This is a genomic window from Coprobacter fastidiosus (genome assembly GCF_030296935.1).
GTDB classification, from domain to species: domain Bacteria; phylum Bacteroidota; class Bacteroidia; order Bacteroidales; family Coprobacteraceae; genus Coprobacter; species Coprobacter fastidiosus.
The window spans coordinates 426,545-452,734 of sequence record NZ_AP028032.1 but is presented as its reverse complement, the minus strand read 5'-3'; the positions used below and the strand labels follow the sequence as shown (position 1 = coordinate 452,734).

General features: G+C 36.6%; 22 protein-coding genes. 2 read left to right on the top strand and 20 right to left on the bottom strand.

Going from position 1 to position 26,190, the window contains the following annotated elements; genetic code table 11:
- Positions 1-98: 98 nt before the first annotated feature.
- From miaA to QUE35_RS01765, 3 genes are all read right to left on the bottom strand, one after another.
- Complete coding sequence (miaA, locus tag QUE35_RS01775) at positions 99-1,019, bottom strand: tRNA (adenosine(37)-N6)-dimethylallyltransferase MiaA (protein WP_009316942.1); 921 nt, start codon at positions 1,017-1,019, stop codon at positions 99-101.
- Positions 1,016-2,146: a hypothetical protein gene (locus tag QUE35_RS01770; RefSeq protein WP_022600615.1), complete on the bottom strand. Its 1,131-nt coding sequence runs from the start codon at positions 2,144-2,146 to the stop codon at positions 1,016-1,018. Before QUE35_RS01770 ends, miaA begins: the two co-directional genes overlap by 4 nt.
- A gap of 439 nt (positions 2,147-2,585) precedes the next feature.
- Positions 2,586-4,757: a S9 family peptidase gene (locus QUE35_RS01765; protein ID WP_286261846.1), complete on the bottom strand. Its 2,172-nt coding sequence runs from the start codon at positions 4,755-4,757 to the stop codon at positions 2,586-2,588.
- 138 nt (positions 4,758-4,895) lie between these two features.
- Between QUE35_RS01765 and QUE35_RS01760 the strand changes: the two genes are divergently transcribed.
- Positions 4,896-6,827, top strand: a complete 1,932-nt coding sequence (locus tag QUE35_RS01760; protein ID WP_022600618.1) for an NAD(+) synthase — start codon at positions 4,896-4,898, stop codon at positions 6,825-6,827.
- A gap of 44 nt (positions 6,828-6,871) precedes the next feature.
- Here the strand turns inward: QUE35_RS01760 and QUE35_RS01755 are convergent, their stop codons facing one another.
- From QUE35_RS01755 to QUE35_RS01725, 7 genes are read right to left on the bottom strand one after another with little or no spacing between them, the layout of a single operon-like run.
- Positions 6,872-7,195 carry an STM3941 family protein gene (locus QUE35_RS01755; RefSeq protein ID WP_147404856.1) on the bottom strand — a complete coding sequence of 108 codons (324 nt, stop codon included), beginning with the start codon at positions 7,193-7,195 and terminating at the stop codon, positions 6,872-6,874.
- On the bottom strand, positions 7,161-7,451 hold the full coding sequence (locus tag QUE35_RS01750) for a hypothetical protein (RefSeq protein ID WP_022600622.1): 291 nt from the start codon (positions 7,449-7,451) through the stop codon (positions 7,161-7,163). Before QUE35_RS01750 ends, QUE35_RS01755 begins: the two co-directional genes overlap by 35 nt.
- A gap of 7 nt (positions 7,452-7,458) precedes the next feature.
- Complete coding sequence (locus tag QUE35_RS01745; RefSeq protein WP_022600624.1) at positions 7,459-7,752, bottom strand: PG0541 family transporter-associated protein; 294 nt, start codon at positions 7,750-7,752, stop codon at positions 7,459-7,461.
- 60 nt (positions 7,753-7,812) lie between these two features.
- Positions 7,813-10,941: an efflux RND transporter permease subunit gene (locus QUE35_RS01740; RefSeq protein WP_022600626.1), complete on the bottom strand. Its 3,129-nt coding sequence runs from the start codon at positions 10,939-10,941 to the stop codon at positions 7,813-7,815.
- 57 nt (positions 10,942-10,998) lie between these two features.
- A complete protein-coding gene (locus tag QUE35_RS01735; RefSeq protein WP_031258336.1) occupies positions 10,999-12,018 on the bottom strand; it encodes an efflux RND transporter periplasmic adaptor subunit in 1,020 nt (339 codons plus the stop codon).
- Positions 12,019-12,062: 44 nt separating this feature from the next.
- On the bottom strand, positions 12,063-13,439 hold the full coding sequence (locus tag QUE35_RS01730; RefSeq protein ID WP_244925441.1) for a TolC family protein: 1,377 nt from the start codon (positions 13,437-13,439) through the stop codon (positions 12,063-12,065).
- Between the two features lie 28 nt (positions 13,440-13,467).
- Positions 13,468-14,085 carry a TetR/AcrR family transcriptional regulator gene (locus QUE35_RS01725; protein WP_009316934.1) on the bottom strand — a complete coding sequence of 206 codons (618 nt, stop codon included), beginning with the start codon at positions 14,083-14,085 and terminating at the stop codon, positions 13,468-13,470.
- Between the two features lie 310 nt (positions 14,086-14,395).
- Between QUE35_RS01725 and QUE35_RS01720 the strand changes: the two genes are divergently transcribed.
- Entirely contained in the window at positions 14,396-16,687 is a 2,292-nt protein-coding gene (locus QUE35_RS01720; RefSeq protein WP_009316933.1) for an NADP-dependent malic enzyme, read from the top strand.
- 79 nt (positions 16,688-16,766) lie between these two features.
- On the opposite strand, the gene lysA is transcribed toward QUE35_RS01720, so the two are convergent.
- The 10 genes from lysA to QUE35_RS01670 form a co-directional block, all read right to left on the bottom strand.
- Positions 16,767-17,924, bottom strand: a complete 1,158-nt coding sequence (gene lysA / locus QUE35_RS01715) for a diaminopimelate decarboxylase (protein WP_022600634.1) — start codon at positions 17,922-17,924, stop codon at positions 16,767-16,769.
- Between the two features lie 135 nt (positions 17,925-18,059).
- A complete protein-coding gene (locus tag QUE35_RS01710; RefSeq protein WP_009316931.1) occupies positions 18,060-19,376 on the bottom strand; it encodes an aspartate kinase in 1,317 nt (438 codons plus the stop codon).
- A 109-nt stretch (positions 19,377-19,485) separates the two neighbouring features.
- On the bottom strand, positions 19,486-20,163 hold the full coding sequence (locus QUE35_RS01705) for a cell division ATP-binding protein FtsE (RefSeq protein WP_009316930.1): 678 nt from the start codon (positions 20,161-20,163) through the stop codon (positions 19,486-19,488).
- Between the two features lie 6 nt (positions 20,164-20,169).
- On the bottom strand, positions 20,170-20,766 hold the full coding sequence (hisIE, locus tag QUE35_RS01700) for a bifunctional phosphoribosyl-AMP cyclohydrolase/phosphoribosyl-ATP diphosphatase HisIE (protein ID WP_022390778.1): 597 nt from the start codon (positions 20,764-20,766) through the stop codon (positions 20,170-20,172).
- Positions 20,767-20,775: 9 nt separating this feature from the next.
- Positions 20,776-21,531, bottom strand: coding sequence for an imidazole glycerol phosphate synthase subunit HisF (gene hisF, locus QUE35_RS01695; RefSeq protein ID WP_022600637.1), 756 nt, complete (start codon positions 21,529-21,531; stop codon positions 20,776-20,778).
- A gap of 8 nt (positions 21,532-21,539) precedes the next feature.
- Positions 21,540-22,259: a 1-(5-phosphoribosyl)-5-[(5-phosphoribosylamino)methylideneamino]imidazole-4-carboxamide isomerase gene (hisA, locus tag QUE35_RS01690; protein ID WP_022600638.1), complete on the bottom strand. Its 720-nt coding sequence runs from the start codon at positions 22,257-22,259 to the stop codon at positions 21,540-21,542.
- Positions 22,260-22,272: 13 nt separating this feature from the next.
- The gene (gene hisH / locus QUE35_RS01685) at positions 22,273-22,863 is read right to left on the bottom strand and encodes an imidazole glycerol phosphate synthase subunit HisH (RefSeq protein ID WP_022600639.1); all 591 of its coding nucleotides are present in this window, start codon (positions 22,861-22,863) and stop codon (positions 22,273-22,275) included.
- A gap of 6 nt (positions 22,864-22,869) precedes the next feature.
- Complete coding sequence (gene purU, locus QUE35_RS01680; RefSeq protein WP_022600640.1) at positions 22,870-23,745, bottom strand: formyltetrahydrofolate deformylase; 876 nt, start codon at positions 23,743-23,745, stop codon at positions 22,870-22,872.
- 118 nt (positions 23,746-23,863) lie between these two features.
- Positions 23,864-24,541, bottom strand: a complete 678-nt coding sequence (gene mtgA / locus QUE35_RS01675) for a monofunctional biosynthetic peptidoglycan transglycosylase (protein WP_022600641.1) — start codon at positions 24,539-24,541, stop codon at positions 23,864-23,866.
- A 382-nt stretch (positions 24,542-24,923) separates the two neighbouring features.
- The gene (locus QUE35_RS01670) at positions 24,924-26,165 is read right to left on the bottom strand and encodes a BT3233 family polysaccharide utilization protein (protein ID WP_022600642.1); all 1,242 of its coding nucleotides are present in this window, start codon (positions 26,163-26,165) and stop codon (positions 24,924-24,926) included.
- Positions 26,166-26,190 lie beyond the last annotated feature (25 nt).

Here is a 26,190-nt window from a genome sequence, read left to right as displayed (position 1 = left end):
TTTACAGCCATAAATACTATATATAAAGGTACAGGGACATCTTAAACATTTGATTGACTTTCCATTCTCTTTACTGAATAGCCCGGATATCCCTGTATCTATTTTTTCAGTTGTTCTTTAATTTTCATGATTTTTTCGTCCAAAGGTAAAAATGCATCTAACCAAAAAATAGAAAAACCCCTCCGTTCCATTCCCCGAAACCATGTCATTTGTCTTTTCGCAAATTGATGAATTGCTATTTCTAGTTTACTCACCATTTCGACATAAGAAAGTCTTCCTATCAAATATTCTGTCAGATATTTATATTCAAGGCCATAATAAATAAGATCATCCGGAGAAATTCCTTCTTTTAATAAAGCTCTCACTTCATCCACCATTCCCGAATCAAGTCTCATCTGTAAACGTTCAGAAATTTTTCTCCGGCGGGCTTCCCTTTCTATATCGACTCCTACGATAAAGCTGTTCAATGGCTTGTTTTTTCTCTCCTCCGGTTGCTGATTCCTATAAAATTCGGCTATTTCTATAGCTCTTACGGCCCGCTTACAACTATCTACATCCGTAGTATTATGCAAAGTTTTATAAGTTTTCAATATGGACGTCAACTCTGTCAATGTCTTGTCCTTCAATTTTTCACGAAGTTCTTTATTTTCAGGAACCTGAGGCATACTATAACCTTTCAAGACAGTCTCTATATAAAGGCCTGTTCCCCCACATAAAATAGGGAATTTTTCTCTCGTCCTCAAATCCTGAAAAACTACATTAAAGTCTCTTTGATATTCATAAAGGTTATATTTATATCCCGGTTCACAAATATCAATCAAATGATACGGGATTTCTTTATCTTCATACTTATACTCTTCCAAATCTTTTCCCGTACCGATGTCCATACGCTTATAAATCTGGCGGGAATCTGCACTTATAATTTCCGTATTTAAATCAGCAGCCAAAGCAACAGCCAAAGACGTCTTTCCAGAAGCCGTAGGTCCTAATATCGTTATTAAATCAAACATATACTTCATTTTTCCTTCTCAGTATATTCCCATGCGAGCAAAATCGTATTCTTCAAAAACTCATACTCTTGTTCAAAACAGGTACTAAACACACCTTTTCCCAATTCCGCATCAATCTGATCGGATGTCCAAAACTTTCCTCCACGAGGTTTATTAATGACATACGACTCATCGGAGACATTCAAAACATATAACATAATTACACGGTTCATGATATCAGTTTTAAACTTCGATGTCAATATTCTTCGCGGAGAATTTCGATTTTCTACAGAAATATATTTTTCCATAGCTATTTTCAACACTTTATCAGGCGTCTCTCCATAACGCAAATCTTCAGATACCGGAGTATCCAAATGAAGTCCCGATAAACTTCCCTTTATTTGACCCGGTTGCAAATATATTCTATTACCACACATAATGATGACACGCAAATGCGGATGGAGATAACGATTCCCACGACGGAAACTCTCGTGCTTTTCTACTCTTCCGATAACAGATAAAGATTCATTAATAATCGGTAACCACGTTTCTTTTGAAAGCATTTTATTCAACAAAATAATCCGGATACATTCGTAAACAAAATAAAGCATCATCAAAATAAGGTTCAAACGGTAATTCAAAAAAACGTATATATCCGGATACATATTACGAGAATAAGTATTGAACATAATCGTAACAGCCAAATAAAAACTCAATACATATAGCAATAATCGTGACATATACATAAATTCATGCATTATATTGGCCATCACCATACGATCTTTACGTGAATAATCACGAGAATGCCTATGAAATAAAATCCTGTGTAATCCTCGAACGATCAAAATATTAATAAAAAGCAATATGCCTAAAAAAACAGTATTGGAAATAAGGAATAAAGAATTGTAAAAAAGCAATTTCAAAGAAGCAAATTGGATCAACGTAAGAGTTGAAACTCCGAACATGAACAAAAATCGACGATAAAATATCCGGTAAAATATTTCGACACATAAACAAATCAAACCTATAAACAATGCCAGTTTTACCGTATGAATCTCTGTCAAATAATTATTGGTTAACGATACCAGAAAAAGAGGTAAAAGACCTGCCGACTGCAAATAAAAATATCTATGCTTAAACAATTTTTCTTGTTTCATATTTCAACTATCAGAGAGCTCAAAAAAAATTTATATTCCCGGTAATACAGACGAAACTTTAAATATTCAAGTATTGTCCTTCAATTTACTCTGGTAATAAAATTATTTATTAAACAACCTTTCTCTAAATCATTCTTATCAAGTTAACATATAGAATAGCACTTTTACAGCGAATGAAGAATTTTATTTCTCCTAACCTAATCAAGGAAGAAGAAGCATAATTGTTATACATCCTTATAGGCTAAACTCGAAGCTAAGATGCAGTATTTTTATGTAATATGCAACATAATCCGGCAGATTAACATTTGATCTCCTAAAATACTAATATCCAGATTTAAACAAAATAGCGAACAATTTTATTTTTTGTATAATATAATAACAAAAAAACAGACTGGATAATTATGCATCCAGTCTGTTTTTTTAATTTAGAACTCTACTCTTATTTCAAATTTCTTTGCAAAAAATCATATACTCGAGTATAAAGATGATATCGGGTATTGCACCCGTAAATACTATGATTACGGTTTGTATAAATCTGCATTTCGAACTGTTTATTCGCTTGTACCAAAGCTTCGCTATATTGCAATGTATTAAGATAATGAACATTATCATCCGCAGTACCGGAAATAATCAATAACTTTCCATCAAGATCTGCGGCCTTTTTTAATGGAGAAGTCTGTATATAACCATCGTTATTCTCTTGAGGAGTACGCATATAACGTTCAGTATATACCGTATCATAATAACGCCAATCGGTTACCGGAGCAATAGCTACTCCCGACTTAAACACTCCTGAACTCATTGACATCGACATCAATGTCGTATATCCACCGAAGCTCCAGCCCCAGATAGCAATATTACTTGAGTCTACATATCCCAACGATCCCAAATAACGGGCTGCTGCTATCTGATCTTGAGCTTCTAAAATTCCCATTTTACAATATATAGAACGAGAAAAAGCTGTACCTCTACCCCCTGTACCTCTACCGTCCACACACGCAACAATATAACCGTTATCCGTCAAATATTGAGTCCAGTCTATTGCAGCCCATTTATCCAAAACCATTTGAGAACCCGGTCCGCTATATTGCACCATCACAACAGGATATTTTTTCCCGGAGATAAAATTTTCCGGTTTCATTATATAGCCATTTAATATTTCTCCTGACTCATTCTTAAAAGTAAAAAATTCTTTCCGAGAAAACGGCAGATTTTTCAATTTCGAATTTTCTTCGATAATACGCAATTGTTTACCTTGAGAATTATGTACTGTCACAACCGGCGGAGTTACCGCATTGCTATATTCATTTACAAAATAGGTGCAGGCCGGATTAAAATGGGCTTGATTATACCCCTTTTGTGTCGATATTTTTACAATATTTCCTTTGTTGTCAACACGATAAACAGCTCTACATAAAGGACTCTCAGCAGCAGATTCATAATAATAATACCCCTTGGCATCTTGTCCGTAATACGCTGTCACGTCCCAATTTCCCCGGGTAATTTGTCGAATAAGAGTACCAGACATATTGTAATGATAAAGATGTCTGAATCCGCTTTTTTCTGATGCAAAAATAAAACCGGAAGGATAAAAAGTAATGTAATCCATAATATCCGGATCTATCCATGTTTCATTTTTATCCTGAATCAATAATTTACTCACTCCTGATTTCGGATTTGTCAGAAACATTCTAAAGTCATTTTGATTCCTATTAAGGGTCATCACGGCCAATTGATCCGGATTTTGCGTAAACCGAATACGCGGTATATAACTGTCTCCATCAACAGGTACATTCATTTTTTTTACTGCACGAGTCTCTACTGTATAAGTAAAAACAGCGACTTTACTATTCTTTGTTCCGGCAACCGGGTATTTATACACAAATTCTCCGGGATAATACGCATAAGGAGTCAGACTCGGACATTCCCCTTCAAACATCTGTATTGAATATTCCGGAACATCCGTTTCATCCGTCTTTACAAATGCTAATGTAGTGTTATCGGGAGACCATGACAAAGTGCTGACAACAGAAAACTCTTCTTCATAAACCCAATCAGGAATTCCGTTCAATATTTTATTCTTTACTCCGTCAGAAGTAATTGCAGACTCAGTTCCATAATCCAACTTTTTCAAATAAATATTATTATCTCTCACAAATGCAACCATTCTTCCATTAGGTGAGAATGTCGCAATCTGTTGTTTTCCCGGTTTATCAGAAAGAGGCTTTACCAAATTCCTTCTTATTTCAAAGGTATAATATACAGCCTTGAAAGAACGACGATAAACAGGCTCTGCATCGGCATATAACAATATTTTTTTTTCATCTGCACTCATTGAATAGCCGTCGAAAGTTTTAAAAGGACATTCTCTTGCCGAAGCTACATTAAATAATGTGTCCACAGCCTGTCCGGTTTTATAACTATACTTTATAATCATGGTTTTATCTTTCAATCTTTGAGTATAGTGTTCTCCGTCATTCATAGGTAAAAATGCAGGAACTCGCTTCGTTTGATATTCTCCGGATACGATAGACTTTAAATCAAACGTATGTGCTGAAAAGCCTGATTGAGCACAAAAGCACAGAAGTGCTACATAAATGACTTTTTTCATTTGTATATATTTTGTTTTTTACAAAAGTACATATTCATATTTCAAGATAAAAATCTACGAAATATTTTTTTATTCCAAACCGCCATAGGCTACATAAAATTCATACTTTTGCAAAAATAACCCTAATTCGAGTAAATCATGACCTACGGATTCGTAAAAGTTGCAGCAGCTATTCCAAAAACAAAAGTTGCCGACTGCATTTACAATACAATTGAAATTGAAAAATTAATACGAGAAGCCGGACAAAAACATATAGAAATAATCGTTTTCCCGGAATTATGTATTACTTCTTACACCTGTGGAGATTTATTCACTCAACAGTTATTAATAGAAAGCGCAGAAAAAGCTTTAAAGAAATTAATCGACAAAACAAGTGATGAAAAACTTCTGTGCGTCGTCGGCGCTCCTGTTACCAATGGTAATCAAATATTCAATGCCGCTATTGCATTCCAAGGAGGAAAAATATTGGGGGTCATTCCGAAAACATTTTTACCTAATTACAAAGAGTTTTATGAGAAGCGATGGTTTTCTTCTTCTATGGATAACCGACAAACCTCAATAAATTTTTGTGGACAAGAAGTTCCGTTCGGTACGGATTTACTGTTCCGGTCAGGAGAAGTCGTTATCGGTACAGAAATTTGTGAGGATTTGTGGGTTACTGTTCCTCCCAGTTCATTACAGGCTTTAAATGGAGCTAATATATTGTTAAACTTATCGGCCAGCAATGAATTAATCGGGAAACAAATTTACAGAGAAGAACTTATACGACAGCAATCAGCTCGTTGTAATGCTGCTTATATATACGCATCTGCCGGAAGCGGAGAGTCATCGACTGATCTCGTTTTTGCAGGAAATGGAATAATTGCAGAAAACGGAACAATTCTCGCTGAAGGTCAGAGGTTTATTTCTGAAAAACAGTTAATTATTTCAGAAATCGATATAGACCGTTTACTTTTTGACCGAAGAATAAATTCAGGGTATAATAGTTGCTCGATGTATTCTACAGAAAAATACCGGAATATAGATTTCCATCTTCCGGCATACGAATTAACAGAATTGAAAAGAACCATAACACCTCATCCATTCATCCCGTCCGAAAATAAACTTTTATTTGATCGGTGCGAAGAAATTTTCAATATACAAATAACCGGTTTAGCAAAACGTATTATCCATACACACGCACAATCTGTAGTTATCGGTATATCGGGAGGACTTGATTCGACACTCGCACTTTTAGTTTGTGTAAAAACATTCGATCGACTAAAACTAAACCGCGAACAAATCGTCGGTGTTACCATGCCCGGCTTCGGTACTACCGACCGAACCTACCATAATGCTAAAGAACTAATGAAACTGCTCGGCGTGACAATACGGGAAATCAGCATCAAAGAGGCATGTACACAACATTTTAAAGATATAAATCATGATATCAATATTCATGATATTACTTATGAAAACTCTCAAGCAAGAGAAAGGACTCAAATTCTTATGGATATCGCCAATCAAAATAACGGATTGGTTATCGGCACGGGAGATTTATCCGAATTGGCTTTAGGATGGGCTACATATAATGGAGACCACATGTCGATGTATGGAGTAAATGGAAGTATTCCTAAAACTCTTGTGCGTTATCTTGTCGAATGGGCTGCATCTCAAGAAATATCTGCCGAAACGAAACATACATTATTAGACATCGTCAATACTCCTATCAGTCCGGAATTAATTCCGGGAGATGAGCACGGTAATATCAAACAAAAAACCGAAGATTTGGTAGGACCTTATGAATTGCATGATTTCTTTTTATATTATTTTTTACGGTTCGGATTCCGTCCCGCCAAAATTTACTTCTTAGCCCGACAAGCTTTCAAAGGAAAGTATGATACAAGTACGATACAAAAATGGTTAACGATCTTTTTTAAACGCTTTTTCAACCAACAGTTTAAACGCTCATGCCTTCCCGACGGTCCAAAAGTCGGTTCGGTGAGTCTTTCGCCCAGAGGTGACTGGAAAATGCCGAGTGATGCAAACAGTACAATATGGATAAAAGAATGTGAAGAACTTCCTTTATAAAAAAGGCAGGATTTAAAATCCTGCCTTTTTTATTTGATTTGTAATCAATCCGATACAATGACCGCATTCACTCCTCTTATAGCCTGATATCGAGATATTATTACCGCATACAATTCCTTAAAAGAACAATCCAATGCCCGTATCGAAAAACATATAGGAAAGCCATATTGATGTAGCTTCAGCATTAAAGATCGTTTTTTTATTGCTGTGGGTTCTTGCATTATATATTGATTGGGATTTTTTACTACCAAAACGACATATTTATAATTCAGATTCTCAAGATCGTCCATAACCTTAATTTTCGTCACATCATTCCAGAGTACCGTACCAATCCTATAAACCGGTAGAAAGATCAGTAATTCCCTCATCCGATATAATCATCCCTACATATCCATCTTTCCGTAAATTATAAATAGCCCACAAAGAAAAAAAGAATAGCAAGATTCCCATCAATGCGAATAGTAACGCCAAACGACGTCCCGGCAAATGCTGTCCATATAAAATAACAGATAAGAAAAATAAAAATATTGTAATAATAAATATAGTGGCCGAAAAAAAATAGATACCTCTCCTTTTTCGAGCACTCAACATAAATTTGATAATAACATTTGCTTTTTCGGCCATAACTTGTTTATATACTTTGTTCTATATTCCAGACAAAAGCTCTAAGCCCTAAAGCTTCCTTTTGTTTATCTAAGTTATTGAGAAGTTTCAATAATCCGTCGACTTGCTGGTCTTCGACCATGGTCAATATCGCCGAATTCATACTCGGCCAAGCATGACTACCATAATGTGGTTCACCTTTTACAGAGCCTCTCCCTTGAATATTTTCCCAATATGAAAACCCTCGACAATTATGATGATCTAAAATACTCTGAATCATCTCTAAATGAGCCTGATCAAAGGCTATAAATACTGCTTTCATAAGTTAGCTATTTACATTTTAAACTTCAGGAAATAACAGATTTCCTGAAAGAATATATAATTACAATTTCTCTAACCCTTTCAATTCTGCCGCTAATTTACGTCGTTTTCGCAATACTCCGTTTTTAGCAAATATGCAATATACAACAGGTACGATCACCAGCGTAATCAACGTTGACACAGATAATCCCCAAGCAACTGTCATACCCATAGAACGCCACATCTCTGAGCCTTCGCCAGTTCCCACAGCCATGGGAATCATACCGAACACAGTCGTCAAAGTCGTCATCAACACGGGACGTAAACGAGACTTGCCGGCATGTATTACAGCATGAGTAATAGACAGTCCCCTTTCCCGATTCAGAATAGTATAATCAATTAATACGATACCGTTTTTCACTACGATACCGGCTAACATAATGACACCGATCATCGCCATAACTCCCAACGGCGTTCCCGTCACGGCTAATCCTATAAATACACCGGTAAAAGCAAATGGTAAGGAAAACATAATAATGAAAGGATCGGTAAGAGATTCGAATTGTGCCGCCAATACAATAAACACAAGTATTATGATCATAATTCCTAAAATAGTCAAATCTTTAAATGTATCTTGTTGATCTTCAAAAGCCCCACCGATACTCAGACTTATGTCAGACGGAATATCCATTTTGGAAATTATATTCTGCGTCTCAGAAACCAAATCTCCTAAAGCAGCACCCGGAGCAACAACTCCTTTTACCGTTACGACTCGCTCCCTGTTTTTTCGTTCTATCGTCGGAGGTGTCATACGTTCTACGACTTTTCCCAAATCACGAATCCGGACACCGTGTCCCTGAGAATTATATACCATTATATTTTCAATGTCTTCTACAGATTGGCGATATTCCGGTGCATAACGAACGGTAATATCATATTCATCACCATCCTCTCTGTAATAAGACGCTGTCGATCCATTGATACGATTACGTAAATATGAAGATGCCGTAGCTACGTTCAGTCCATTCAAAGCTAACTTTTCTCTGTCAAAGTCAACCTGATACTCAGGAATGTAATCTTCCCGACTGATATGTACTCCTGAACAAATTTTTAAATCTTTCATTTTATTCGAAAGCTCAGAAGCTATTTTATCGGTCATACTAAAATCATAACCATAAATTTCGACATCTACTGTACTTTGACCACCCATCGACTCAGAACTTCCTCCGGCATTTACCTCAAAAGTTTTAATTTCCGGATACTTTTTCAGATCTTGACGCATCAATTCACAAATTTCTACTAAGCCTCGTTCACGATCACCGACACTCGACAAATTAATATTATATGAAATAATGTGAGTTCCGTTGGTCTGTATCGATCCGAATGTATTGTCCGTATCTGCTTGTCCCACCGTAAAATTCGAAATTAAAATTTCCGGATATTTTTCTCTGAATTCTTTATCTATTTTCAAGGCTAGTTCTCTTGAAATTTCCGTACGTGTACCGACCGGTAATTCTATTGTCACACCAATACGAGCATTATCTTGCGTCGGGAAAAATTCGGTAGAAATGAATTTTGTGAGAAACAAACTTCCAACAAAAATTACTGCAGCACCACATACGACAATCGTACGATGACCGACTGCCCAAGTAATTAATTTTGCATACCCGGTATCCAGCAAATCCAAAACTTTTTCTATCGGTGTAAAAAAAAGCATAAACAGCTTTCCTTTTTTAGGATCGAGACGCAACCACTGCGAACAAAGCATTGGTGTTAAAGACAGGGCACAAACTGTAGAAACAATCATTATTATACTCACGATCCATCCTAACTGACGAAACAAAATACCGGCCATTCCGGTAATCATCGTCAACGGCAAAAATACAGCCAACATAGTAAGAGTAGAAGCAATAACCGATATTGCAACTTCATTCGTACCATGTATTGCCGCCTGTTTCGGAGCACTTCCCCGTTCAATATGATTAGTCACATTTTCCAATACTACGATAGCATCATCTACAACCATACCAATAGCAATACTTAACGAACTCAACGATATAATATTTAACGTATTTCCGGATATCAACAAATAAGCGAACGAAGCTATTAAAGAAATCGGTATCGTAATAACAATAATAAATGTCGCTCTCCAACGCCCCAGAAAAACCAAAACGACCAGCATTACAATAACAAACGTAACGGCCACAGTCTCTACTAAGCTGCCGATCGTATTTTCGATATTCGTAGATGTATTTATAATAATGTCCAACTTCACATCAGAAGGAAGGTCTTTTTGAATAGCAGGCAACCGTTTTAAAACAGCATTAGAAATATTTACGGAATTTGCACCAGACTGTTTTTGAATAATAACCATTCCTCCCTGAAGTCCATTATTATATGCTTCCTGAGCCCTCTCCTTAACACTATCTTCTATGCGCGCTACATTTTTCAAAAAAATAGTTTTATCGCCATACGTGCCGACAACAATGTCCTCCATCTGTTTTGCATCTGTAAACTCCCCCTGAACTCGCAAAGAATAGGTATTAGAACCTATATCGATACTACCTCCCGGAGTATTAAGATTTTCTTGAGCGATGATTCCTGATATACCTTCAACAGTAAGGTTATATGCTTCTAATTTCTGCGGATCACAATATACTTGTATCTCTCGTTCCGGAGCTCCGGTCACAGATACCGACCCCACTCCACCGATACGTTTTAACGGGTTAGCGACCTTATCATCCAAAATTTTATAAAGAGCAGGCATACTCTCTTCTGCCGTAACCGAAAGAATCAGAATCGGTATATCATCTGTTCCGAATTTAAAAATAATGGGATTTTCGACATTATCCGGAAGGGAGGTCTCGACAATATCCAGTTTATCCCGAACATCATTTGTTGCGACATCTATATCCGTACCATATTCAAACTCCAAAGTAACAATAGATAAATTTTCTTTTGACTGAGATGTTATATGTTTTAAATTGGTTACTGTATTCAACGTATTCTCCATAACTTTCGTTACATTTGTTTCTATATCTGAAGCACTAGCTCCCGGATATGCAGTCATCACCATGATAGTATTAGTCTCAATATCCGGTAACAGGTCAATAGATAATCTACTCAACGAAAAAAGACCGATAATTACAATAGCGACAAAACAGAGAGCTGTTGTTATCGGTTTCTTTACTGCGGATGAATATAAACTCATAACTTTTTCTTTTTACATTTAAATGAAATACGGAAAGAGGAACTCTTATTGGTTTTGCTACTCTGCATTCTCAACAGAAACCTCTGCCCCATTCGTCAAACGGCTCTGCCCGGCAACAACGACTTGATCCCCATCGGACACTCCGGAAATAATTTCATATTTATCATCCATCCGACGACCTAATAAAACTTTATTATAGGAGACCTTTCCATCTTTATATACATAGATATAACGGTCTCCAGATCCTGCTTGCTTGATTATAGACAAATCTGGCGCAACTACATGATTTTGTGTTCCGAAATTCATCGTAACACGAGCAAACATTCCGGGACGAACTTTCAGATCTTTATTTGGCAACTTGATTTCTACCGGAAATGTCCTTGTCTGCGGATCGACTGTCGGATAAATCAAACTAACTTTTCCATGAAATATCTCATCTCCATAAACTTCGACTTTTACATTAACATCCATTCCTTTTCTTACTCGAGTATAAAAATTTTCCGAAACATTTACCAAAAGTTTGACCGGTGACATTTGCTCAATAGTCACGACCGGCTCACCCCCGATCATATCTCCACTATCATAATTTCGTGCCGTAACAATTCCATTTATCGGACTAACCAATCTCGTGTTTTCTTTCAAATTCTCATAGGCAGTTTTTGCTACGTCCAGTTGTGTTTTTTGAGCATCTAAACTTTGTTTGGATGCTCCGCCGACTTTATATAATTCAAATGCACGGTCATATTCTAACTGAATATTTTCCAATTGAGTCTGCGATTGGAGCAAGTTTGTCTTATCCATCTGGGCCAAAACTTGCCCTTTACGGACATGATCACCGACTTCAACCAAAATATCATTGATACGCAATGACATTGACGGAACTATGTTATTTACGACATTGGCTTCGACCGTCGCTGTGAATTCTTGTATCTGTTCTACCTCTTGTGTCTTTACAGTTTCGAGTCGGACAAGAGGTTTTTCATCAACCTTAACTTCTTGTTTTTTTTCTGAAGTACAAGAGAACATCACAACCGAAGCGGCTAATGACATAATGCAGAATTTCTTATTTCTTACCATATTTACTGTTTTTTATTTCCTTGACTTTTTGAGAATTACAAATATTAATTTTGTTGGTCCTTCATATATTTACTCAAATCAACATTACCTGTAACTTGTTCCAAATCCGATTTGGCAGCCAGATAATCATGGATAGCTTGGTAATACGATAATCGGGCATTCGTAAGCGCAACATTAGCATCATTTACTTCGATAAAAGTTGCAGCTCCGATCTCAAATTTTTTCTGCATGATTGAATATGCTTTTTCGGCTTGTCTTACCCCTTCTTTATTAGAGGCTATTTGTTTAATAGATTTTTGAATATTATCTATATATGAGATAGATTGCATCTGTAAATTCCTAACTAAATCTTGCCGGCGGAATTTCATCTGATTAACCGTTAATTGCGCATCCTTTACCTTATAATAACGGCTGCCTCCTTGAAAAATCGGGATTGATAAGGTTAAACCGATCATTGAATACGGATTCCAACGAAAATCTTTAAATATAGGCCCATTACTCATAGAAGTCCAATTATATAAACCGGTCGCTGTTAAAGTCGGATACCATGACATCTTCTGTACAACCAATGCTTTCTTTAAATAATCCGCTTGCAAATCGAGTTGTTTTAAATTTGTGTTATTTTGTAAAGAGGTATCGATATTCAACGCTTGTTCATACATATCAGCCTCATAATCTGACAGCTTATTTGCAGGAGTAACCTCAATATTCATGTCCAATCCCAAAAGAACCTTCAAGTTTACCTTAGATAATTTCACCCCATTCTCGGCTTGTAATAATCCGGGTTCTAAAGTCCGTACCTGAACCTCAGCGCGCAAAACATCGTATTCCGAAGCGACACCATGTTCATATTTATTTCTAAAATCCTTTGCATTTAGGCAGGCATTATCATAACTCTCTTTCAAAACTTGATATGAATCTTCACTCATCATAACATTATAGTATGCCTTCTTTACCTGATCTACTAAAGATAACCGCGAAGCCCGAGCACTTTCTAAAGTCTGTTCTATATCAGCTTTCGAGAGTTGTATATTTTTCCAAAACGTAGGAGCAACAATCGGTAACTGAAAATTAAATCCCATAGAATAAGAGTTATCCTGCCCGACTTTCATACCATTATCCATTCCCGGAATATCCATGTCCATATACATAACTTGTTTTTTCAATGTTCGAGAATAGTCTCCGGATGCCGTAATCGTAGGAAATAAGTTTCCGATAGCCCCCTTACGAGAATAATCTTTTCTGGTGATCTCTATATCGGCTACTTTTATTGTCGGGTTTTCGCTTAAAGCAATTTCGATAGCCTTATCCAAATCTAAAGTCAAAGACCGAGACTGCTCCTGAGCTCCGGCTTTATATACAATCGCAAATGTTAACAACAAAGTCATCCCGACCTGTCTTAAATATATATCTTTTTTCATACTTATTCGGGTTCTAATAAATTTATCTTTATGCATTCTCTGTTCTATCGACAAACTCATCGATAAACATAATTCCTTTTGAAGTCGCAATACCACGAATAAAGTTCATGAAAATCGTTTCATAAACATCTATAAACGAATAATGCGAGGCAAATACTTCATCTGAATTAAAAAGAAAATCAAATTGCGCCATCAATAAAAAAGAAGCTATTTGCGACTTCAAATTTTCACGAATCAAACCTTCTCGTTTGCCTTGTTCCATTAATGAAGCCATATATCCGGCTCTTTGATCTCTATTATTATCCAGAACTTGTGCGATAGACGGATGATAGCGCTTTACATCACTAAAATAATTTCTATTCACATTTTGCATTTTACGCCATGTGCTTTGAAAAACCTTTAACAACAGATCTAACGAATTTTCGGCAGTTTTATAAATCTCTTCAGCCTCATCTTCTGTCTCTTTCTGAATATACAAAATACATTCTAACAATAACTGATCCTTATCTTTAAAGTTTTCATAAAGCGTACGTTTCGAGATTCCCATCTGACTGGCGATATAATCCATAGTCACAGATTTAATCCCATGTCTGGTGAACAAAACCGCAGCTTTATCAATAATTCTGTTTCTCAATTCTTTATTCATACGGCCTTTTTCTTTTAGAGTCTACTTAATAGCTTGTCTAAATTTTTTGAATAAAAAGCTTAATCACTCTTTTATATTTGACAAAGATAAAAGAAAACTTATAAAACACATAAAGTTTTCTAAATAATCCATTTTTCAATACAGTTAATTAATGTAAATAAGGCGATCTCAAAATGAACACATTATTTAACAATGTTATAGTTTGTATTTTTTATTTTCGGGATAAATATAAATTATTAGATTTGCATGGAAAATTTTGATAAATATTGAATTAATATTCTATTTACATTACATATATAATTTACAGCATATGTCAAAAGTAACGAAAGAAGCAGCCCTTTTATATCATAGTCAGGGCAAACCCGGGAAAATAGAAGTTGTTCCCACTAAACCATACAGCACACAAATGGATTTATCACTCGCTTATTCTCCCGGTGTGGCCGAACCATGCCTCGAAATAGAGAAAGATCCACAAAAAGCATACGAATATACATCTAAAGGCAATTTGGTCGCTGTTATATCAAACGGAACGGCAGTGTTAGGATTAGGTGATATCGGTGCATTAGCAGGAAAACCGGTAATGGAAGGAAAAGGTCTTCTGTTCAAAATATTTGCCGGGATAGATGTTTTTGACATCGAAGTAAACGAAAAAGATCCTGAAAAATTTATCCAAGCCGTAAAAGCCATTGCCCCAACATTCGGAGGAATTAATCTTGAAGACATAAAAGCTCCCGAATGTTTCGAGATCGAAAATCGGTTGAAAGCTGAACTATCCATACCCGTAATGCATGATGATCAACACGGTACAGCTATTATATCCGGAGCTGGATTGTTAAATGCACTCGAAATACAGGGTAAAAAAATCGAAAACGTAAAGATCGTCGTTAACGGAGCCGGAGCTTCAGCCAGTTCATGTACAAAATTATACATGATGTTGGGTGCGAAAAAAGAAAATATCGTAATGGTTGACAGTCGTGGAGTGATAAACCAAAAGCGTACCGACCTGAACGAATCGAAAAAACAATTTATCACAGATCGGGATATTGATACCTTAGAAGAAGCTATGCGGGGTGCGGACGTGTTCCTCGGACTTTCTAAAGCAGACGTATTAAGCGTTGAAATGATTCGTTCCATGAACGAGAAACCAATCGTTTTTGCATTAGCCAATCCAAATCCGGAAATTGCATATGATAAAGCCAAATCTTCTCGTCCTGATTTAATTTTTGCGACAGGTCGATCAGACTATCCAAATCAAATCAACAACGTTCTCGGATTCCCCTACATATTCAGAGGAGCTCTCGATGTAAGAGCAACTTGTATTAATGAAGCAATGAAATTAGCGGCAGTTTATGCCATTGCAGGATTAGCCAAAAAACCTGTTCCTGATGTCGTTAATGCAGCATATAATCTGAAACGAATAAGTTTCGGCCCGGAATATATTATTCCCAAACCTCTCGATCCCCGTTTACTCACGACCGTTGCTCCGGCAGTTGCAAAAGCAGCAATCGAATCTGGCGCTGCAGCTCCAATAATAACCGATTGGGATGCTTATGAAAGTAAATTGAGAGCTCTAATGGGATATGATAATAAAATGATACGTCGGTTCACCGAAATGGCTGTTCAGAATCCAAAACGTGTCGTATTTGCCGAAGCCAATCACGCCAATATGCTTTCGGCTGCCGTTACTGCTTATCAAGAAGGCATCTGTTTCCCGATCTTACTGGGGAATACCGACTATATACATAGTGTAGCCGAACAAAACGGTTTAAATCTCGATGGCCTTGAAATCGTAAATTTACGAAGTGGCGAAGAAACGGAACGTCGTGAAAAATATGCAAAAATATTAGCACAGAAACGTCAAAGAGAGGGTATCACTTTAGACGAAGCTCGAGAAAAAATGTTCGACCGCAACTATTTTGGAATGATGATGGTAGAAGTAGGCGATGCCGATGCATTTATTACCGGAACTTATACCAAATATACCGAAACCATACAAATTGCAAAAGATGTTATCGGTATTCGGGAAGGTCATAAACATTTCGGAGCAATGCATATCATGAATACCAAAAAAGGAACTTATTTCCTTGCCGATACACTCATCAACCGCCATCCCGACTCAGAGACATTAGTAGATATTGCCCGCTTAGCCCGTCATGCCGTAAAATTCTTTGCCCACGAGCCTGTTATGGCAATGGTATCTTATTCTAATTTCGGCGCTGACAATACCGGTAGTCCGGTACAAGTGCATGAAGCGGTCAGAGAAATGCAGGAAAATTATCCTGAATTGGCAATTGACGGAGAAATGCAAATCAATTTTGCTCTTAATACAACCCTGCGAGATAAAACATTCCCGTTCAACAAATTGGCAGGAAAAGAAGTAAATACACTCATTTTCCCGAATTTAAGCTCAGCCAATTCGGCATATAAGATGTTATTGGAAATGGGATTAGCAGAGTCTATCGGACCGATTCAAATGGGATTAAACAAACCTATACATTTTACGGATATCGAAAGTTCTTCAAGAGATATTGTAAACTTGACGACTGTTGCCGTTTTGGACGCCATAGTACAAGAAGAAATCAGCAAATCAAAACAAAAATAAAAATATCCGATAATAAAATAGAGAGGGCTTGTTTACACAAGCCCTCTCTATTTTATTTGTCAAGAGACCTACGAAAGTATCATATTTTATCTTGATAATAAGCTTTAGGCAATTTTCTACAATTATATTGTGAAGCCATAATTTCACCATATGCACCTGCCGAACGGATAGCCAATAAATCTCCTCGTTGAGTTTTATTTAATGAGACCATTTTTCCAAAACAATCAGACGATTCACAAATAGGACCTACGACATCATACTCTTCCGGCAACTGATCTGAAGTAATATTTTCTATTTTATGATAAGCTTGATATAAGGCGGGACGAATCAAATCCGTCATCCCGGCATCAGTTATTACAAATTTTTTGTTTACTCCCTCTTTCACATACAGGACTTTTGTAATCAAAGAACCACATTGACACACGACAGATCGTCCTAATTCAAAATGGACTTCCTGTTTAGGCCTCAATTTGAGATGTTTATGAAAAACCTCAAAATAACTTTTAAAATCCGGAACAGACTGTTTGTCCGGTTCTTCATAATTGACTCCTAAACCGCCACCGACATTTATGGAATCTACGATAATCATCCGTTGGTACAGATGTTCTTGTATTTCATTAATTCGAATACAAAGCCCCTTGAATGAATCCATATCGGTAATCTGCGAACCAATGTGAAAATGCAATCCGATAAGTCGGACATTTTTCAATGTCTCTAAATGATCAAGTACCGAATCTAAATGAACCAAACTTATTCCGAACTTATTTTCACTCAGCCCTGTAGTAATATAATGATGCGTATGTGCATCTATATTGGGATTGATACGTAACGCTATCGATGCTGTTTTGCCGTATGAGGCAGCCAATGCATCAATATTATCCAACTCCGGAACAGATTCTACGTTAAAACAATATATATCGGACTCCAGTCCCAACTTAATCTCCCAATCAGCTTTACCAACCCCTGCAAAAACGATTTTATGAGCTGGGAATCCAGCTTCCAAAGCAGCCTTTATTTCTCCTCCACTCACACAATCCGCACCGAATCCGGTTTCTCTGATAATAGAAAGTATGCGATTATTAGCATTTGCCTTTACAGCATAATGAACATGGTAATTTGAATACAGAGATGTTTCCTGTTTTATTTTATCTAATGTCTTTCTCAGTAAAGATGTATCATAATAGTAAAAAGGGGTCTCTATATTTCTAAACTTATCGATTGGGAAAACACCTTTCATATATTTATCTTTAATATTTGATGATTTTAAGAATTTGTAAAAATATCTCTAAACCTGTTTTCTACTATAATAAACACAAATGTTTTTTAAAAGAACACGGACTATTTATAAAAAGTAGTCCGTGTTCTTCTCTTATTATTTATCAAACAAATATTTACTTAAAGATTGCAATGCAGCAGTCTTATCTTTTGATTTTATCAAAAACGAAATATTGTAATTGCTGCCTCCATAAGATACCATTCTTACCGGAATATCTTTCATTGCCTGCATCGTATTTGACTCGAAACCGATATTATTCCATTCCAAATCTCCGACTACACAAATAATGACCATATCTTCATCAACTGTGACAGTCCCGAATTTTTTAAGATCATCCAGAATTTCGGTTAAATGTTTTGTATTATCGATAGTCACAGAAACACCTACCTCTGAAGTAGTCACCATATCTATGGCTGTCTGATAACTTTCGAAAATTTCAAAGACTTTACGTAAAAATCCGTAAGCTAAAAGCATACGCCCCGATTTGATCTTAATGGCTGTAATACCGTCTTTTGCCGCTACAGCTTTTATTTTCCCCGGCTCTGATTGATTGTAAATCAAAGTTCCCGGAGCTTCAGGTTCCATCGTATTCAACAGACGAACAGGAATGTTATTAAGCTTAGCAGGAAGAATACATGTAGGATGCAATATCTTCGCCCCGAAATATGCTAATTCCGCAGCTTCCTCAAAATGTAAATATCTTACCGGAGAAGTATTTTTAACGAATCGAGGATCATTATTGTGCATGCCATCAATATCCGTCCATATTTGTATTTCGTCAGCCTGAATAGCAGCACCGATTAATGAAGCGGAATAGTCACTTCCTCCCCGCTGTAAATTATCTATTTCACCATAAGCGTTCCGACAAATATAGCCTTGTGTTATATAAATAGGTGCATCAGGATTTACAGATAATAAATCTTTCAGTTTTGTCTTAATATATACGGGATCCGGTTCAGCATTTTTATCTGTCCGCATATAATCCAAAGCAGGAATCAGTACAGATTTTACACCAGTCTCATTCAAGTATAAATTCACCATAGCCGTTGACATCAGCTCACCTTGAGCCAAAATCACTTTTTCTTCAAAAAGAGTAAAAAGATCTTTTGTAAAAGAACGGATATAATCGAAGTGAGATTTTACAATTTCAGTAGCCCTCTGTTTATACTCGTCTGTGCTATACAACTCATCAATTACCTGCATATATTTATGCTCAAGGCCATTAATAATTTCGTTAGCACCGTCCGGATTTTTTTTGTATAAATAATCCGAAATTTCTACAAGCGTATTTGTTGTACCGGACATAGCAGACAAAACAACAATCTTTTGCTCTCCGTCACAAATCAATTTGGCAACATCTTTCATTCTTTGTGCTGAGCCCACAGAAGTTCCACCAAACTTTAAGACTTTCATTTTTTATTCTTTCAATTAATAGTTCGTATATTTAAATACCTGTATTTTCAATATATATAGTTTCTGAAATGCAAAGATAAGATATTATCTATAATAAGCAATTCTATACTTAAAGAGAGACTTCGGATAAACATTTATTCTCACATTTCAATAAACGTCCGGGAAATTCTTCTACCAATCGATGATTATGGGTCGTCATAATAACAGCCGTACCCGTCTCACAAATAGAATGCAATAACGATACAATTTGTTGTCCGGTCTGAGGGTCGAGGTTTCCGGTCGGTTCATCCGCCAAAATAATCTGCGGAGAATTCAACAATGCTCTGGCTATAACAATTCTCTGTTGTTCCCCTCCGGATAGTTCATGCGGCATTTTGTACGCTTTATTTTGCATACCGACTTGTACCAAAACTTGCTCAACTCTCTCTGTTATCTCTGCTTTATTTTTCCAGCCTGTCGCTTGAAGGACGAAATTAAGATTATCTTTTACCGACCTGTCCGTCAATAACTGAAAATCCTGAAATACAATACCTATTTTTCTTCTTAACTGAGGTATATCCTTCTTTCGGAGAGACTTCATATTAAATCCGAGGACAGAAGCTTCTCCTTCAACCACCGGAATTTCAGCATACATCGTTTTCAGTAAGCTACTTTTCCCTGTACCTACCCGACCGATGAAATAGACAAACTCACCTGAATACAATTTAAAATTTACATCTTTCAGAACAACAAGCTCCTTACGACAAATTTCGACATGATCATATTGTATCAATAATCCATCTTCCATATAGTTCTATTCTTTATGCCGTTTTTTCAATTCTCTGGCAAGATCTTCTATCCTATATCCTTTTGAAGTCAATAATACAATCAAATGATAAATTAGATCAGAAGCCTCATAAATAAGTCGGTCATCTGTTCCGTTCGTTGCCTCGATTACCGTCTCCACAGCCTCTTCTCCGACTTTTTGCGCCATTCTGTTTATTCCTTTGTTAAACAGAGACGTCGTGTACGAACCTTCCGGCATCTCTTTTTTCCGGCGATCTATAAAATCCTGAAGATACTTAATAAACATAATATCTTCCTCGTTTTTTTCATCAAAACATGTATCGCTACCAGTATGGCAGACCGGACCTATCGGACGGACTTTGATAAGAAGCGTGTCTTTATCGCAATCTTCTTTTATCGAATCGACTAATAAAAAATTACCGCTTTCTTCCCCTTTTGTCCACAAACGGTTCTTAGTACGACTGAAAAATGTCACTTTACCTAATTCCTTGGTCTTTGCTAACGCTTCCTCATTCATAAAGCCCAGCATTAGAACTTTAGAAGTATAACTATCCTGTATAATTGCAGGAACCAGACCTCCCATTTTTGCAAAATCTATATTCATTTCAATACGTTATTTTCTTACACAAATATTTTCTCGATCTAAATAATCTTTAAGTTCAGAAATAGAAATCTCTCCAAAATGAAATACACTTGCTGCAAGAGCAGCATCGGCCTTTCCTATCTGAAAAACATCCTTAAAGTGCTCTTTCTTCCCTGCCCCTCCTGAAGCTATCACCGGGATACTCAATACCGAATTTAACATGGCTAACGCATCGTTTGCATATCCCTCTTTTACACCATCATGAGTCATACTGGTAAACAGTATCTCTCCTGCACCTCTTTCCTGTGCTTCTCTTGCCCAAGAAAAAAGCTCTTTATCTGTCGGAACTCTTCCTCCATTTAAATAACAACGCCATAAATTATTGTCAAAGTTAGCATCTATAGCAACAACACAAACTTGCGAACCGAAATTTTTTGCAATTTCTTCAATTAATTTCGGATTCTTCAATGCAGAAGAGTTTATTGAAACTTTATCTGCACCGGCACTCAGTAAACGGTCAACATCATTTATTTCATTTATCCCGCCTCCAACAGTGAAAGGAATAGATACCTTAGCTGCAACCTTCTTGACAATTTCCGTAAATGTCTTGCGTCCTTCATAAGAAGCGGTTATATCTAAATAAACCAACTCGTCTGCACCTTGTCGGCTATATGCGTGCCCCAATTCAACCGGATCTCCTGCATCTCTGAAATTTATAAAATTTACCCCCTTTACAGTTTTACCGTCTTTTACATCCAAACATGGAATTATTCGCTTTGCTAACATATCTATTTTTATAAAAAACGTAACAGTTCCTTCAACGTTATACGGCCTTCATAAAGGGCTTTCCCGAATATAACGGAAGGAACTCCGGCCAACTCTAATTTCTCAATATCTTCGATAGAGGCAACTCCACCACTTGCTATCAAATAAATCTCAGGAATTACAGACATCATCTTTTTATATAAATCGATAGACGGCCCGTTCAGCATTCCATCTTTACAAATATCCGTAGTAATTACTTTTTTTACTCCGGATTCTACATACGTTTTTACAAACGGGATAAGTTCTTTATCTGACGATTCCTTCCATCCTCCGACTGCAATTTTCCCTTTTTTAGCATCAGCTCCAAGAATTATCTTATCCGAACCGAATTTCTCAAGCCATGACAAAAATACCTCCGGATTTTTTACAGCAATACTGCCTCCGGTTACCATCTGAGCACCTGATTCGAAAGCAATTTCCAAGTCTCCGTCAGATTTAATACCACCACCAAAATCAATTATCAACGACGTACGAGAAGCAATGCGTTCTAAAGCTTTATAATTCACGATATGATGGGCCTTAGCTCCATCCAAATCGACGACATGCAATCGTCTTATTCCATGATCCTGAAATTCTTTTGCAACCTCCAACGGATCATGATTATATGTGGTCATACGCTCATAATCACCTTGCGACAAGCGTACGCACTTACCATCTATTATATCTATGGCCGGTATTAATTCAATCATATCATTCTATAATTTATAATGACAAAAAATGATTAAATATATCCTCTCCGACAGCTCCGCTTTTTTCTATATGAAACTGAGAAGCATAAAAATTATCTTTATGCAAAGCCGCACTAAAAGGCAAAATATATTCTGTCTCGGCAGTGGTATATTCACATACTGGAACATAATAGCTATGAACAAAATATACATATTGGTTTTCAATATGTTGCGGAAACATATGCATATCAACGTTTCTCACCGTATTCCAGCCCATGTGTGGTATTTTATATTCTGTGCTTTCAGTATGAAAACGCTTTACTTCAACATCAAATATATTCAGGCAGTCGACATCTCCTTCTTCCGAATGCCGACACATCAATTGCATTCCTATACAAATGCCTAATACCGGCTGCTTCAGATCTTTAATTAAAGAATCCAGATTATTTTTTTTCAAATAATGCATCGTTGACGCCGCCTCTCCTACTCCCGGAAATATTACTTTATCAGCAGACATCAATATTTCCTTATTATCAGTAATTTCTGCTTCTACCCCGACCCTTCTTAAAGCACAATCTACTGAATAAATATTACCGGCATTATATTTTACAATTGCCACTTTCATTTTCCCTTAATTGAAAACAACGGTTTTGTTGCGATAAGTCAATATTTTCCGATCGATATGCTTTTCTACAGCTCGAGATAATACTATTTTTTCGAGATCCTGACCTTTATAGACCAGATCAGCAATAGAATCCTTGTGAGAAATACGAACGATATCTTGTTCGATAATAGGGCCTGCATCAAGATCTGTCGTTACGTAATGACTCGTAGCTCCGATCAACTTCACTCCCCGCTCAAAAGCCGCATGATAAGGCTTAGCTCCCATAAATGCCGGGAGAAACGAATGATGAATATTTATGATCTTATCGGGATAATGCATTATAAAATCAGAAGAAACGACCTGCATATATCGTGCCAATACGATAAAATCTATATCATATTTTTCCAATAATTCCAACTCCTTAGCTTCTTGCTCCGCTTTATTGTCCTTATTGATTGGAAATACATGATAATCTATATCGAACCTTTTAGCTACACTTTCCAAATCAGGATGATTACTGATAATAACAGGAATCTCTACATTCCACTCTCCGGCTGTATATCGCGCCAATATATCATATAGACAATGGGACATCTTCGATACAAATATAGCCATACGCGGCTTACGATCACTAAAATAGAGATTAAAACTCATATCATATTTTTGCCCGTATAATGTATTGAAATAATCTTCTATTTTATTCTGAGGAATAATAAAGTTTGTCAGATCCCATTCCACCCGCATAAAAAATGCATGATTTTCCCGATCTACATATTGGTCAAGATACAAGATATTTCCTCCGTTTACATTAATAAAATCTGTTACAACCGCTAATATACCCGGCTGGTCTGGACAATGCATCAGTAATATTGCATTTGTACTGTTATTTTTTTGTTTTGACATATCTCATCTATTTTGAAGCGCAAATATAACAAAATAAAAGCGAACAATCCTATTATTTTACAAATTTGAACAAAAATAATCTTACAAAATAGCTATTTGCAAGAAATAAAAATTTACATCAGAATTTCACAGGATCTATTTGATCCATTAGCCACAAGATTTTACGTTTTCTTTTCTGCATATATAAAGATGGAGCAGATGAGTTAAAATGTAACGGATTAGGTAATGATGCCGCAATAAGAGCACACTGTGATCGGGTCAATTTTCGGGCTGTAGTTCCAAAATGATATTTTGCGACAGCTTCCGCACCATATATATTTTTGCCCATTTCGATAGAATTCAGATACACTTCCATAATCCGTTTCTTTCCCCATAACTGTTCTATCAAAAACGTAAAATAAGCCTCCAAACCTTTACGTACAAAAGAATGCCCCGGCCATAGAAATACATTTTTAGCGGTTTGTTGAGATATCGTACTTGCCCCTCTGGCTCTTTTTCGAGTTTTATTTTCTTCTATCGCCTTCTTTATCTGCTGAAAATCAAACCCTGAATGTTCTAAAAAAAGATTATCTTCTGAGGCGACTACCGCTTGAGGCAACCATCTGCTCATATCCTCTAAAGAAACCCATCGATGGTATAAACGGGGTTTTTCTCCGGCCATAATACCTTGTGCATAACGGATCAACATAAGAGGCGTTATATATACTGGAACAAAACGGTATAAAAGAACCGAAAGAATCGTCGAAATAAAAAAGAATGCGATAATATTTCTTATAATACGCCGGACACGCTTCATATATTACATTGTTTAAATATAGCTGCAAACGTAAAAATATTTTTTGACTAAATAAGAGCCAGTCCAAATTTTCCAACAAAAAATATTATCAGGTCATTTTTGCGTTTTCGTCAGGTCTTTTCTTCTGTTTTCACTCGTCGGATATCCAGTTATCTTCCTTGTAAAAACAGGAAAATATCCTCAAACGAAACTCTAAAATCTGACCCGAGCAAAATTCGGATTGGTTCTTAGAGCCTATCTGAATAAAAAGCCGGCCCAATAACGTAAATATTGGCCGGCTCTCGCAAAGTAAAGTATAGATATATACTAATTTCGCATCTGCTTAAATTCTATTAAAATAGAGAATCGAACATAGTCGTTATTTCTATTCTCGACTAGCATTTTACTTTATGATAGATACTGTCAACGGTTCACTCTTTAGTGAAGCCTCTTCATCAATGTATGCATTCCAATCTTCAATTGTATCGAATCCATACTTGCTCCATCCTGCTCCCCAATAATAGACTAATTCCGAACCAGGGGTATAATCTGCAATAGCAAGCACGTGACCGTCAGCTCCACCTCTCAAATCGTTTTTCTCTTTTTCTTCAAAATAGACGGCTTTTGCATCTTTGGCCGTTGGCAAAATAGCTCCGACAAATATTGTTCCGTTATTATTATTCGGATTATCGGTCGGATCAGCATAAGTAACATATCCTTTTTCTGCCGAGACTTTATATTGAGCCGAAGATTCAGGATCATGCAATACTATTCCGGCGACTACGGGAGTAGTTTCTTTCAGATTATCATAAGTCACTACAGTTTTGTTTAACTGAGAGCCGGCATCCAATGAAATTAGACGAGTTTCTACTACTGAATCTCCATTTACGATCAACGGATTATATATCAGTTTTACCGTAAAACGCAAAGGACCGTTATCTAATACTTCAAACGTTTTATAGCAATACGGATACACAATCGTATCGTTTACCATCAACGCAGCAGTTCCACCACCCAAAGTAGGACCTACTTTATAACAATCCAATCCGTTTCCATGATCTACATGATATGATACAGATTTATACAATTCATCAGCAGCTTTGGGATCTGTTTTCTTCAATTCCGAGATACGGGCTTTTGTTTCAGGATTCAATTCTCCTTCATATCGTTTTTCAACAACCGGTTCTGCAACCGATTTTACCCAAATGTCATAACCGAATGCTCTTTCTCCAGTAGCTTGAAGAGCCGGTCCGTAAGTACGGAAAGCGATTTTATCATTTTCCCAAGCAATATCATCTACACGTTCGGGATACTGTCTTCCGCAAGTTATAGTATCAAATTTTTCAGGGATTCCGGCTTGTACAGTATATTCAACAGATGAATTAGCTTTTACCGTAACCGGAAAGATCAATTTACCGTCATAAGTCAATTGGTAAGGCAGTTGCTCTCCTTGTGCATCCAAAATAACGAACTGTGCCGTATCGGATAATCCGAGCATCTCAGTCACGCTACTCATAGAAATTTCAGCTATTTCATTTTCCCGATCTATCGCCGAGTCATTCTTTACAGAAATTTTGACACTCTTACCTCCACTGCAAGAGAATCCGATAATTGCAATAAACAGTAATAAAATAATCTTTTTCATATCTTAATTTATTGGTTATTATATA